The sequence below is a fragment of the Thermithiobacillus tepidarius DSM 3134 genome, assembly GCF_000423825.1.
GTDB lineage: Bacteria > Pseudomonadota > Gammaproteobacteria > Acidithiobacillales > Thermithiobacillaceae > Thermithiobacillus > Thermithiobacillus tepidarius.
The window spans coordinates 1-12,937 of the sequence record NZ_AUIS01000040.1; the positions used below are offsets into that span (position 1 = coordinate 1).

A 12,937-nucleotide genomic window follows, 5' to 3' on the forward strand; every position below is an offset into this window, starting at 1 on the left:
GGCATGGCCTACCTGGACAAGAACGTGTTCTACAACTGCCAGTTCGTCCAGAACGGCCGCGGCCTGGACTGGCCCGCCAAACGCCAGAACAACCTCAACGCCTGCGTGAACTGTCTCTTTCTCGACAACCGCGACTATGCCGCCAGCATGAACAACACCCATGCGATGGTTTTCGCCAACACCTACTTCATCGACAACGGCGGCAATCCAAGCGTGCGCAACAACAAGTCAACCCTTTTCATCGACAGCTATTTCCGCGCCGATGGCCGAGGGCAGGCCATGCTGGGCAACGACTCCACCGTGGTGGGCTGCCGCTTCGACCGCGGTAGCTCCAAGCGCGCGGCTATCATGGCGGGCCCCGGACGCGCGTTTTTCTTCAACAGCACCGCGGCGGACATGCCGCTGGGCCGCTTGCGCGAGGGCGTCTTCGCCAACAACCGCTTTGCGAGCAATCCTGTGCTCAATCAACCCTTCATTCTGATGCAGGATGGCAGGAGCCGGGTGCTCGTCAGCGGACAGACCCCACCCAGCCCGGATCTGCTGGCCAGCCAGTGAGGATTGGAAGCGCGGCGCGGCGGGGTTAGAATCTGGCCTTTTCAACCACAATCGGCTCCGGACACCCATGCGCACCCTCGAAGACCTGATCGGCAACACCCCCATGTGCCGCCTGCAGCGGCTGCCCCGCAACCCGGCCGTGGAGGTCTGGGCCAAGCTGGAGGGCAACAATCCCGGCGGTTCGGTCAAGGACCGCCCGGCCATCAGCATGATCCGCCGGGCGCAGGAGCGCGGCGAGATCCGGCCGGGGGACAGGCTGATCGAGCCCACCAGCGGCAACACCGGGATCGCCCTGGCCATGGCCGCCGCCATACGCGGCTTCCGCATGACCCTGATCATGCCGGAAAACATGAGCGTCGAGCGGCGCCAGGTGATGCGCGCCTACGGCGCCGAGATCATCCTGACCCCGGCGGAGGCCAGCATGGAGGGCGCCATCGACTTGGCCAACCAGATGGTGGCGGCCGGGGAGGGCGTGATGCTGGACCAGTTCTCCAACCCGGACAACCCCCTGGCCCACTACGAGGGCACCGGCCCCGAGATCTGGCGCGACACCCAGGGGCGGGTGACCCACTTCGTTTCCAGCATGGGCACCACCGGCACCATCATGGGCACCTCGCGCTACCTGCGCGAGGTCAAGCCGGACATCCGGATCGTCGGCGTGCATCCCGGCGAGGGCGCCAAGATCCCGGGCATCCGCCGCTGGCCCGAAGCCTACCTGCCCAAGATCTATCACCCCGAGCAGGTGGACCGCATCCTCGAGGTCGGCCAGGCTGAAGCGGAGGAGATGACCCGCCGGCTGGCGCGCGAGGAGGGCGTCTTCGCCGGCATCTCCTCCGGCGGCGCGGTGGCCGCCGCCCTGCGCCTGGCCGACGAGCTCGATTCGGGCGTGCTGGTGGTCATCATCTGCGACCGCGGCGACCGCTACCTGTCCACGGGCGTCTTCCCGGCCTGAAGCCCGCATGCGGCCGCGGCTGTTCCTGTTCACGGCCCTGCTTTGCCTGGCCGGGCTGACGCAGCGCAGCGCGGCCATGAACTCCCTGGAACTGGAGCTGGAGGCCCTGGAGGGGCCCGGCTGGCAGGCCCGCGGCATCCGGGCGCGGGTCCTCCCCGCGGGACAGGCCGTCAATCTGCAGCTCCGGTTGCGCGAACTGCGCCTGCCGGGCGCCTTGGGGCCCTTGCATGACGTGCAGGTGAGCTGTCCCGCCGCCCGCCTGAGTCCCGCCTATTTCTGTCCCGACGGCCGTGTGCGCGCGGTGAGCGCGACTCTCGGCACGGTGCAGGGTGCTTTCTCCGGCCGCTTTCTCGCCGCCGACGTCGCCGGCCGCGGCACCTTCCATCTCCTCGTGAACCAGGGCAATCGCCTGGATTTTACCGTGACATTGCAAGCGCAGCGCTGGCAGGTGCAGGGGACCGGTCTCCTGGCCGATCTGCGCCACTGGCGCCGGACGCTGCCGGCCTGGAGCGTGGCGGTGCCGCAAAAGAGCCCCTTGCGCCTGCGTTTTGCCGCCGATTACCGTGCCGATCGGGCCAGCGGGCAGGCCCAGGTGCAGGGCCAGTCCCGCCATGGCGACGCTGTGGAGTTGGCGCTCGCATGGCAGGGCCGGCGCTGGCAGGCCCAGGGCAAGGCGCAACTGGCCGATCTCGCCTTCTGGCAGCCCCTGCTGCCCGCCTGGCCGGCGGGCTGGAGCGCCGGCGGCCGGCTGGCGCTCGCCTTCGACGGCCAGGGGCGGCAGTGGCGGGAACTGCAGCGCCTGGCCGTGCAAGCGGCGCTTCGCGACGGCAGCTTCTCCGATCCCTCGGGCTTGCGCGCCGGCGACAAGCTGCAGGCCACCGCCCAGGTGCTGATCCGGCAGGCCGGCCCGGGTCTGTGGCGGCAGGACGGCACGCTCGCCTGGCAGGGCGGCGAGCTGCTCTTCAATCCCTGGTACGGTCAGGTGCAGCAGGGACCCGTGCAACTGGCCAGCAGCGGCTGGCTGCGGCCGGCGCAGCGCACCCTGGAGTTGGAGGACAGCCGGCTGCAGTGGCCGGGCATCGGCGCGGTGGCGCTGCGGGGCCGGTTGCCGCTGACGAGCCCGTTCGACGGCGATCTCCGGCTTTCGGGGGAAAACCTCGACGTCAAAACTCTTTATGAGCAGATGCTCAAGCCCTTCCTGAAGGACAAGCCGTTGCTGGCGGACCTGGACAGCAGCGGCCGACTGGGCTTTGCCGTGCACCTGCAGGCGCGCCAGGCGGCGGCCCTGCGCCTGGCCCTGGATGAGGTCAGCCTCAAGGACCGGGCGGGGCGGCTGCGGGTGGAGCGGCTCTCCGGACAGGCGGACTGGCGCCGCGACGGCCAGGTGCATCCGGCGGTGCTCGGCTGGCAGGGGCTGGAGTTCTACCGGCTGCCCTTCGGGCCCGCCCGCCTGCAGGGCACCCTGCGGGACCACGCCTTCCAGCTGAGCCAGCCGACGGCCGTGCCGTTCCTGGACGGCCAGTTGTGGCTCAACCGGCTGGAAGGGCAGGGCTTCGGCAGCGATGGCGAATGGCGTCTCGGCATGGCTTTGACGCCGGTGTCCATGGAAGCACTGACCCGACGCCTGGACTGGCCGGTCTTCGGCGGCACCCTGTCGGCGGTGGTGCCGGAGCTGCGCTATCGGGCCGGTGACGTGCAGGTCGGCGGCACCATGCGCGTCGAGGCCTTCGACGGCCAGCTCCTGGTGCGCAACCTGCGTCTGCAGGACCTCTTCGGTCAGGTGCCGGTGCTCCTGGCCGACGTGGACCTGCGTGACCTGAACCTGGAAAAGATCACCCAGGCCTTCGACTTCGGCCGCATCACCGGCATCCTGGCCGGCAACGTGCGGCACCTGCGCCTGGAGGACTGGGAGCCGGCCCAGTTCGTGGCCGAGTTCCGCAACGTCCCCACCCCCGGCGTGCGTCAACGCATCAGCCAGCGAGCCGTTGAAAACCTGACCCGCCTGGGCGGCGGCGGGGCGACGGCGGCGATCCAGCGCAGCTTCCTGCGCTTCTTCAACGAGTTTTCCTATGCCGACCTGGGCATGAAGATCAGCCTGTCCGGCTACAAGGCCGAGGTGGACGGCGTGGTGCCGGCGCGCCAGGGTTTCTACATTCTGCGGGGCAGGGGGCTACCGCGCGTGGACATTATCGGCTATAACCGCACGGTGGACTGGCGGGATTTCGTCGCCCGCGTGCAGGAGGCGGTCGCCAAGGGCGGCGCGACCATTCAACGCTGAGCAGCAAGCGGCGGCCATAGTTGGCTGGCCGACAATGACAAGAGAGTGAAGGAGAGAGACCGATGCGTTTGCATCCCCTGTGGATCCTACCCCTGCTGGCCGTCGGCGGCACCGCCTGCGTGACGGTCAACATCTATTTCCCGGCGGCCGCGGCCGAGAAGGTGGCCGACAAGATCGTCAAGGACGTCTATGAGGCGGGTGCCAAGCCGGAGGCCAAGACGCCGCCCGCGCCGGAGTCCGCGCCCGCCGGGCGCCCCTTGCCGCCGGTGACGCCGCAAAGCGCCCTGCCGCGGGTGGAGGTGCTGGCCCAGGCACTGTTGACTCAAGCCTTCAATGCCATCAGCAGCCCGGCCCAGGCCGCGGAGGCCAACCTGGACATCGATTCGCCGGCCATCCGCAAGCTGCGCCAATCCCTGGAGGCACGCGCCTCGCAGTTGCGCCCGCTCTTCGACGCCGGCGCCCTGGGACTGAGCAACAACGGCCTCGTCACCATCCGCGACGCGACCAAGCTGCCCTTGGCCCAGCGCGCCCAGGCCAACGCCCTGGTGCAGGCCGAGAACAGCGACCGGCTGGCGCTCTACCAGGCCATCGCCGTGGCCAACGGCCACCCGGAATGGGCCGGCGACATCCAGAAGACCTTCGCCGGCAGTTGGATCAAGAACGCCCAGTCCGGCTGGTGGGTGCAGGGGCCGGACGGCAGCTGGCAGCAGAAATAGGCGGAAAGCGGATGCGGCGGACGTGGATTTCACGTCCGCCCGTTCTATTTTCGTTTCCATGATCTGCTGCCTGTCCGGTGGGCCCCATGAGCGTGCATAACATCCTCGTTTTCGACATCGAGACCGTCCCTGACGTGGACAGCGGCCGCAAGCTGGAGAACCTGCAGGGCCTGGACGACGCCCAGGTGGCCCAGGCCATGTTCCAGCAGCGCCTGGCCCAGACCCAGGGCGGTTCCGACTTCATCCGTCCCCATCTGCACAAGGTGGTGGCCATCAGCGCCGTGTTCCGCCACGATCATCTGGACGGCGGGCTGAAGGTCCGCTCCCTGTGCCAAGCGGAGGATCCGGAAGAAACCCTGATCCGCGCTTTCTTCCAGATGATCGACAAGTACACCCCGGTGCTGGTGTCCTGGAACGGCTGCGCCTTCGACCTGCCGGTGCTGCACTACCGCGCCCTCGTGCACGGCGTCCCGGCCAGGCACTACTGGGATCAGGGGGAAATCAAGTCCGATTCCCGGTATAATAATTATCTGAACCGTTATCATACCCGGCACCTGGACCTCATGGACGTGCTGTCCGCCTTCCAGGCGCGGGCGGTGGCGCCCTTGCAGGACATCGCCGTGATGCTCGGCCTGCCCGGCAAGCTCGGGATGACCGGCGGCGAGGTGTGGGAGCAGTATCAGGCGGGCAATCTGGAAGGCATTCGGCGCTACTGCGAAGTGGACGTGTTGAACACCTATCTCATCTACCTGCGTTGGGAGCTGAACCGCGGCCGGCTCGGCAACGGCAGCTACGCCGAGGAGGTCGCCCGGGTGCGCAAGCACCTGCAGGCCCATGGCGACGCCGCCCCCCATTTCCAGGAGTTCCTCGCCGGCTGGCAGGGCTAGCCGGCCTTCGTCTTTCTCGCACAGCAGATTCTTCATGAGCAGACAGAAGCACGGCGAACAGACGCCGCTGAGCACGGACATCTTCAATCTGGACGCCGAAGGGCGCGGCATCGGCCGCGTGGACGGCAAGGTGGTGTTCGTCGAGGGCGCCCTGCCCGGCGAGCGGGTGCGCTTCCGCCGCCTCAAGGGCGGCAGCCATTTCGATCAGGGCGAGCTCGTCGAGGTGCTGCGCGCCTCGGCGCTGCGCACCACGCCGCCCTGTCCCCACTTCGGCTATTGCGGCGGCTGCAGCATGCAGCACCTGGAGCCCAGCGGCCAAGTGGCGGCGAAGCAGCGCATCCTGGAGGACAGCCTGCAGCGCATCGGCAAGGTCCGTCCGGAGCAGATCCTGCCGCCCATCGCCGGTCCCAGCCTGGGCTACCGCAGCCGCGCGCGGCTGAGCGTGCGCCGGCCCAGGAACAAGGGCGTGCTGGTGGGCTTCCACGAAAAGCGCAGCAGCTTCGTGGCCGACATGCAGCACTGCCCGGTGCTGGACCCGCGCGTGGGCCGGCTGCTCCTGCCGCTGCGCGCGCTGATCACGGCCCTGAGCCAGCCCGAGCGCATCCCGCAGATCGAGGTGGCCACCACGCCGGAGCTGGCGGCGCTGGTGTTCCGCCACCTGGAGCCCTTCACCGAGGCGGACCTGGCCCGCTTGCGCGCCTTTGCCGAGGAGCACGGGGTGCAGATCTTCGGCCAGCCCGGCGGGCCCAGGACCGTTGCCCCGATCCATCCGCTGGAGGCGCCGCCGCTGGCCTACCGGCTGCCCGAGTTCAGGCTGGAATTCCGCTTCAAGCCGACAAGCTTCATCCAGATCAACCAGGCCATCAACGGCGTCATGGTGCGGCGCGCCATGAATCTGCTCGAGGTGCGGCCGGGCGAGCGCATCCTGGATCTCTTCTGCGGGCTGGGCAACTTCAGCCTGCCCATCGCCCGCCTGGGCGCGGAGGTGCTGGGCGTGGAGGGGGAGGCGGAGCTGGTGGCCCTGGCCGCCGAGAATGCCCGGCACAACGGTCTGGAGCAGCGCGCCCGCTTCATGGCGGCCGACCTGGTCAAGCTGGAGGAAGGCGACGTGCGCGCCTGGGGGCGCTTCGACAAGATCCTGATCGATCCGCCGCGCACCGGCGCCATGGAAATCATCAAGCTGTTGCCGGCCCTGGGCGCCCGGCGCCTCGTCTACGTCTCCTGCAATCCGGCCACCTTGGCCCGCGACGCGGAACTGCTGGTGCACAAGCAGGGCTATCGGCTGCGCGCGGCGGGCATCTTCAACATGTTCCCGCATACCGCCCATGTGGAGTCGGTGGCGCTCTTCACCCGCGACTGAGCGGAGCCTGCGGCCGTGAACGGCGTGCGGGCGGGCCTGCTGGCGCTGCTGGGGCTCCTGCTGCTGGGCGCCTGCCAGCGCGCCGCCGCGCCGCCGGCCGCCATCCGCGTCGGCCTGGCCCAGTCGGTGATCACCCTGGACCCGCGCCTGGCCACCGACGCCAACTCGGCGCGCCTCAACCGCCTGCTGTACCAGCCCCTGGTGGACTTCGACGCGCAGTATCGCCCGGTCGGCGTGCTGGCGGCCAGGTGGCGCGTGCCGACGCCCACCCGCTACGAATTCACCCTGCGCCGCCCCCATGCCGTCTTCGCCGACGGCACCCCGCTCACCGCCCGGGACGTGTTGGCCACCTACCAAAGCATTCTCGATCCGGCGGGCAAATCCCCCCTCAAGGGCCAACTGGCGGGGCTGGCGGCAGTGACGGCGCCTGATCCCGACACGGTGGTGTTCCATCTGCGCCGTCCCGATCCCTTGTTTCCGCTGCGCCTGAACATCGGCATCCTGCCGGCGCGGGAGATCGCCCGAGGCCGCGCCTTCCAGCGCCAGCCCCTGGGCAGCGGTCCGTTCCGCTTCGTGGCCTGGCCCGAGCCGGGGCGGGTGGTGCTGAGCCGCCGTCGGGATGGCCAGCGCTTCGAGTTTGTGACCGTGAGCGACCCCACGGTGCGCGTGCTGAAGTTGCAGCGCGGCGAGCTGGACCTGCTGCAGAACGACCTGCCGGCGGAAATGCTCCGTTATCTGGAAGAGCGCGGCTTGCGCCTGCTGCGCGGATCGGGCAGCCGCTACAGCTATCTGGGCTATAATTTCCAGGATCCCCTCACCGGACGACTGGCGGTGCGCCAGGCCATCAGCCTGGGGATCGACCGGCAGGCGCTGGCCCGCCATCTTTTTGCCGGGGCGGTGCAGCCAGCGTGGGGACCCATGCCCCTGGGCCACTGGGCCGGGCCACGCTCTGCCCAGTCGCCGGCCTACGATCCGGCGGCGGCCAAGCGCCTGCTGGACGCGGCGGGGTTGCCGGACCCGGACGGCGACGGCCCGCGCCCGCGCTTTACCCTGGAGTACAAAACCAGCACCGATCCGCTGCGCGTGCGCGTGGCCACGGTGCTGCAGGCGCAGTTGGCGCGCATCGGTGTGGCGCTGCGCATCCGCAGCTTGGATTGGGGCACCTTCTACGGCGACATCAAGGCTGGCCGCTTCCAGCTCTACGGCTTGTCCTGGGTGGGCGTGCAGTCGCCGGATTTCTACCGGGAGGCGTACCACAGTGCCTCCGTGCCGCCCAACGGCGCCAACCGCGGCCAGTTGCGCGACGCACAACTGGATGACCTCATCGACCGCGCCTTGGCCGACCCGCGCCAGGATCCGGTCGACTATGCCGGCGTGCAGGCGCGCCTGCGGGCGCTGCAAGCCTATGCGCCCTTGTGGTTCGAGGACAACGTGGCGGTGCTGGCGCCCGGTCTGCGCGGCTACCGGGTGCGCGGCACCGGCGATTTCGATGCCCTGACGGAGGTGGAGCGTGAGCCCGTACATTGAGGTCTGCAGCCGGACGCAGCGGCTCTTCCTGCGCGATGCGGACGGGGGATCGCTGGCCAGTTACCCGGTGTCCACCGCCGCCAACGGCCTGGGGGAGACGGCGGGCAGCTATCGCACGCCGCGCGGCCGCCACTACGTGCGCGCGCGCATCGGCGCCGGCCTGCCCTTGGACGCGGTGCTGGTCGGGCGGCGCTGGACCGGGGAGATCTACACCACGGCACTGGGCCATGCCCATCCCGGGCGCGACTGGATCCTGACCCGCATCCTGTGGCTCTGCGGCCTGGAGCCGGGCTTCAACCGCGGCGGTGCGGTCGACACCTTCCGCCGCTACATCTACATCCACGGCACCCCGGACCTGGACCTGTTGGGCACGCCTGCTTCCCACGGCTGCATCCGCATGGACTCGCGCGACGTGCTGGCGCTCTTCGACCGGACGCCGGCGGGCACGCCGGTCACCATCGATGGCTAGGATGGCCGCCCCCGGGCGCTGCAACGGCCCGCTGCGTGCCGCGGCCGTTCTTCTGCTGTGCTGGCTCGCCGCGCTCGCGCCGGCCGCGCAGGCCCAGGCCAGGGCCCATGCCTTTACCATCATCCAGCTGAACGACGTCTACGAAGTCTTCCCGGTGCCGACGCCCACCGCCACCGGGACCGTGCCGCGCGGCGGCTTGGCCCACGCGGCGACCCTGATCGCCCAGGAGCGGCGGCAGGGGCCGGTGCTGGTGCTGCACGCCGGCGACCTCCTGTCGCCCTCGCTCCTGTCCACCCGCTTGAAGCATCAGGGCCGGCAGATGGTGGACGCCCTGAACGCGCTCGGCGTGGATCTGGCGACCTTCGGCAATCACGAGTTCGATTTCGGCTGCGCGGTGCTGGTCGAGCGCATCCGCCAGTCGCATTTCCAGTGGCTCGCGGCCAACGTGGATTTCCCGCCGACGGCCGGCCTGCCGGCGGGCAAGGTGCTGCCGTACCGCATCGTCCGCATTGCCGGGTTGCGCGTGGGGGTCTTCGGCCTGACCCTGCCGCTGGCGCCGGTGGGCGGCTGCGGGGAGGGCGCCATCACCTTTCGCGAGCCGGTGGCCGCCGCGCGCGAAACGGTGGCCCGCTTGCAGGCCGCCGGCGCCGACCTCGTCATCGCGCTCACCCATCTGCCCTTGGCCGAGGACCGGCGCCTGGCCGCCGCCCTGCCGCAGATCGACTTCATCGTGGGCGGCCACGAGCACGAACCCATCGACGCCTTGGCGGACCGCACGCTCATCACCAAGGCCGGCGCCAACGCCACGCAACTGGGCATCATCGGCGTACAGGCGGTGCGCGCGGCCCAGGGCTGGGTGGTCGGCAAGCGCTGGCGTCCCGCGGCGGTGGACCCGGCCGTGTTGCCGGCCGATGCCCGCGTGGCGGCGGCGCTGGCGCCCTATGCCGCGGCCCTGCAGCCCTTCCGCGAGGTCATCGGCACGGCCGCCGTGCCCCTGGATCTTCGGGAGGAGACGGTGCGGGAAGGGGAGAGCAACTTCGGCAACTATGTGGCCGAGCTCATGCGCGCCGCCCTGGATACGGACGTGTCCCTGCTCAACGGCGGCGCCTTCCGCGCCGACCGCATCGTGCCGCCGGGGCCCATCACCTTGGGGGATCTCTACGACATGCTGCCCTTCGAAAACCGCATCCTGGCGGTGGAGCTCAGCGGTTCGCAGCTCCTGGCGGCCTTGGAAAACGGCGTGAGCCGCGCCGGGGAGCGGGCCGGGCGCTTCCCGCAGGTGGCGGGCCTGCGCTTTCGCTTCGACCCGGCGGCGCCGCCGGGCCGTCGCGTACACGAGGTCAGCGTCGGCGGCGTGCCACTGGACCCCAAACGTGGCTACACCCTGGCGACCACCGAGTTTCTGGCGCTCAGCGGCCAGATCGACGGCTACACCATGCTGCCGCGGCAAATTCTCCGCCGCGGCGGGGATTTGCATGCACTTCTTATCGATCGTTTGAAGTCGGCGGGGCCGCTTGCGGCGCAAGCCGACGGCCGCATCGAGCAGGCTGCGCCCGTGCCAGCGGGCGGGAGGGGCTTGCCTTTTTCGGACTGGCATCTAATTGAACTTATTCCTGTCGGATGTGCCGCTGCTGAAGATTCTGCTCTAAACTATGAATAACAAAGCCGGAGGAGCCATGAATCCAGGAGTCGAGCAGAGCATCCTGTGGTGGCTGTTGGTGGGTCTCGCCGCCGGTTGGTTGACCGGTGGCATCATCGGGGGGCGGGGCTACGGTCCTGTGGTGGACCTCGTGCTCGGCTTGGCGGGGGCGCTGGCCGGCGGCTTGCTCGCCAAGGCGGCGGACATCGGCGGCAGCCTCGTGGTGTCTCTGCTTTTCGCCGCCATGGGCGCCATCATCGTGGTGGCGGCCGGCCGTGCATTCAAGGAGGCGCTGGGGAGGTGAGCAATGAGCCGAACACCGAGGCCGACGCTGTGGGCGCGTGCCGGCTCGCGTTCTGACCCTTCCCCTTGACCGCGCCGCCCGCTTTGCACCACGCTACGTTTCACGTTTCACGTTTCACGTTTCACGTTTCACGTTTCACGTTTCACGTTTCACCGGTACGCCATGCTGAAATTTCTCCTGTCCCGTCTCCTGAGCGCCGCGCTGGTCATCCTGGGCGTGGTCAGCATGGTGTTTCTGCTGATCCATCTCATCCCCGGCGATCCGGTGGATACCATCCTGGGGGAAGGGGCGGGCGGGGCCGACCGGGCGGCCTTGCGCCATGCCCTCGGCCTCGACCTGCCGCTGGGGCAGCAGTACGTCCGCTATCTCGCCGGTATCGCGCACCTGGACTTGGGCCGCTCCCTGAGCAGCGGCGAGCCGGTGGCGGCGCTGCTCAGGGAACGGCTGCCGGCCACCCTGGAATTGGCCGCCCTGGCGCTGCTGATCGCCGTGGCCGTGGCCGCGCCGCTCGGCATCATGGCCGCCCTGAAGCAAGGCACGCTCTGGGACCGGGGCAGCATCGCGCTCGCCCTCTTCGGCGTGAGCATGCCGTCCTTCTGGCTGGGGCCGGTGCTGATCCTGCTCTTCGCCGTCTGGCTCGGCTGGCTGCCCGTCAGCGGGCGCGAGGAGCCGGGCGCCATCATCCTGCCGGCGCTGACCCTGGGCTTCGGCATGGCCGCGATCCTGGCGCGCATGCTGCGCGTCAGCATCCTGGAGGTGCTCGGCCAGGACTACGTCCGCACCGCCCGCGCCAAGGGCCTGCCCGCCGCCCGGGTGATCGGCCTGCACGTCCTGCGCAACGCCCTGCTGCCGGTGCTGACCGTCTTTGGCCTGCAGCTGGGCACCCTGCTGGGCGGCGCCGTGATCACCGAGGCCGTGTTCTCCTGGCCGGGGCTCGGCAGTTTGGTGGTCGAGGCCATTCAGGGCCGGGATTATCCGGTGGTGCAGGGCGGCGTGCTGCTCATCGCCGTCGGCTACGTGCTGGCCAACACCCTGACCGATCTGGCCGCCGGCCTGCTCGACCCGCGCGTGCGCCGCGCCCTGCAGACATGAGCCGGGTCATGCGCTGGAGCTTCGGCTGGCTGGGCGGGCTGGCGCTCCTGGCGCTGCTGGCGCCCCTGTGGGCTCAGAGCGCCTTCGCCATTCACCTGGAGCGCATCCTGGCCGCGCCGGGCTGGACACACGGTTTCTGGGGGCTTTTGGGCAGCGACGAGCTCGGCCGGCCGGTGCTGGCCCGCCTGCTGCTGGGTGCCCATACCTCGCTCCTGGTGGGCGTGCTGGCGGCCGGCGCCTCGGCCCTGGTCGGCACCAGCATCGGCATGCTGGCCGGCTATCTGGGCGGCGCGGTGGACCACCTGCTGGTGCGGATCATGGACGTGTTCCTGGCTTTTCCCGGCATCCTGCTGGCCATTGCCCTGGCCGGCGTGCTGGGGCCCGGCATCAACAATGTGATCATCGCCCTGACGGTGATGGGCTGGGTCGGCTTCGCCCGGCTGGCGCGCGCCCAGACCCTGGCCCTGCGCCAGCGCGAGCACGTGCAGGCGGCCTTGAGCCTGGGGGCGGGGCGCGGGCGCATCCTGTTCCGCCACGTGTTGCCGCTGATCCTGGCGCCGCTCGGGGTGGAGGCCAGCTTCGCCGTGGCCGGCGCCATCCTCAGCGAGGCGGGCCTGTCCTTCCTCGGCCTCGGCGTGCAGGCGCCGGACGCTTCCTGGGGCCAGATGATCCGCGAGGGCACCCGCTACATGCTGGTCGCCCCGCATCTGGTGCTGGTGCCGGGCCTGACCTTGATGAGCGTCGTCCTGGCCGTTAATCTGCTGGGTGACGCCCTGCGCGACGCCTTGGACGTCGGCGGACGCTGACTTTTCGATCCCTAGGGTCTGTTCTCAATCAAGCGAAAAGCGTTATGCCATATGCAACCGAGGGGCTCTGTTGAATTTCAAGTGGGTTGCCGGGCATGAGGGTTGATCACTGCGAAGTCGAGCTTGCCGGCGATCAGGAAGATGACGGTTCTGATAGTGGTGAAGCGGGTGAAGCCGCGAGCGCGGCGCTTGGCGGACTGAAACAGGCCGTTGAGCGCTTCGAGGAAGCCGTTGGTCTGGCGGGTCTGGGCCCAGGCGACGATGCCCTCGAGGTGGCGACGGACCATGGCGGCGACCTCCTTCATGGGTTCGACCTTGGAACGCATGACGCAGGTGCACCAGTGCTTGAGCA

Annotated in this window: 13 protein-coding genes; 12 read left to right on the plus strand and 1 reads right to left on the minus strand. The window is 69.6% G+C overall.

All coding sequences use genetic code 11. The features are described 5' to 3' along the window. The 12 genes from G579_RS19245 to G579_RS0113060 all read left to right on the plus strand — a co-directional run. The coding region (locus G579_RS19245) for a hypothetical protein (RefSeq protein WP_038020026.1) at positions 1-555 on the plus strand (555 nt) is incomplete at its 5' end. Positions 556-622: 67 nt separating this feature from the next. Then, positions 623-1,507 (plus strand): cysteine synthase CysM, encoded by an 885-nt coding sequence (gene cysM / locus G579_RS0113010; RefSeq protein WP_028990520.1) that lies wholly within the window; start codon positions 623-625, stop codon positions 1,505-1,507. Positions 1,508-1,514: 7 nt separating this feature from the next. Further along, complete coding sequence (locus tag G579_RS18380) at positions 1,515-3,785, plus strand: translocation/assembly module TamB domain-containing protein (RefSeq protein ID WP_051181637.1); 2,271 nt, start codon at positions 1,515-1,517, stop codon at positions 3,783-3,785. A gap of 62 nt (positions 3,786-3,847) precedes the next feature. Next, positions 3,848-4,501 (plus strand): YdbL family protein, encoded by a 654-nt coding sequence (locus G579_RS0113020; protein WP_028990521.1) that lies wholly within the window; start codon positions 3,848-3,850, stop codon positions 4,499-4,501. 86 nt (positions 4,502-4,587) lie between these two features. Further along, positions 4,588-5,388 (plus strand): 3'-5' exonuclease, encoded by an 801-nt coding sequence (locus G579_RS0113025; RefSeq protein ID WP_028990522.1) that lies wholly within the window; start codon positions 4,588-4,590, stop codon positions 5,386-5,388. Positions 5,389-5,422: 34 nt separating this feature from the next. Further along, positions 5,423-6,748, plus strand: a complete 1,326-nt coding sequence (rlmD, locus tag G579_RS0113030) for a 23S rRNA (uracil(1939)-C(5))-methyltransferase RlmD (protein WP_028990523.1) — start codon at positions 5,423-5,425, stop codon at positions 6,746-6,748. Between the two features lie 15 nt (positions 6,749-6,763). Continuing rightward, on the plus strand, positions 6,764-8,275 hold the full coding sequence (locus tag G579_RS0113035; protein WP_028990524.1) for an ABC transporter substrate-binding protein: 1,512 nt from the start codon (positions 6,764-6,766) through the stop codon (positions 8,273-8,275). Further along, positions 8,259-8,744: a L,D-transpeptidase gene (locus G579_RS0113040; protein WP_028990525.1), complete on the plus strand. Its 486-nt coding sequence runs from the start codon at positions 8,259-8,261 to the stop codon at positions 8,742-8,744. Before G579_RS0113035 ends, G579_RS0113040 begins: the two co-directional genes overlap by 17 nt. Beyond that, positions 8,737-10,404 carry a bifunctional metallophosphatase/5'-nucleotidase gene (locus G579_RS17615; RefSeq protein WP_155989872.1) on the plus strand — a complete coding sequence of 556 codons (1,668 nt, stop codon included), beginning with the start codon at positions 8,737-8,739 and terminating at the stop codon, positions 10,402-10,404. The genes G579_RS0113040 and G579_RS17615 overlap by 8 nt, the downstream gene beginning before the upstream one ends. Before the next feature lie 16 nt (positions 10,405-10,420). Then, positions 10,421-10,687: a hypothetical protein gene (locus G579_RS17620; protein ID WP_051181640.1), complete on the plus strand. Its 267-nt coding sequence runs from the start codon at positions 10,421-10,423 to the stop codon at positions 10,685-10,687. 162 nt (positions 10,688-10,849) lie between these two features. Then, positions 10,850-11,779: a nickel ABC transporter permease gene (gene nikB, locus G579_RS0113055; RefSeq protein ID WP_028990526.1), complete on the plus strand. Its 930-nt coding sequence runs from the start codon at positions 10,850-10,852 to the stop codon at positions 11,777-11,779. Positions 11,780-11,787: 8 nt separating this feature from the next. Continuing rightward, a complete protein-coding gene (locus G579_RS0113060) occupies positions 11,788-12,585 on the plus strand; it encodes an ABC transporter permease (RefSeq protein ID WP_028990527.1) in 798 nt (265 codons plus the stop codon). Between the two features lie 77 nt (positions 12,586-12,662). Here the strand turns inward: G579_RS0113060 and G579_RS17625 are convergent. Beyond that, on the minus strand, positions 12,663-12,937 hold a 275-nt coding region (locus G579_RS17625), incomplete at its 5' end, for a transposase (protein WP_162143008.1).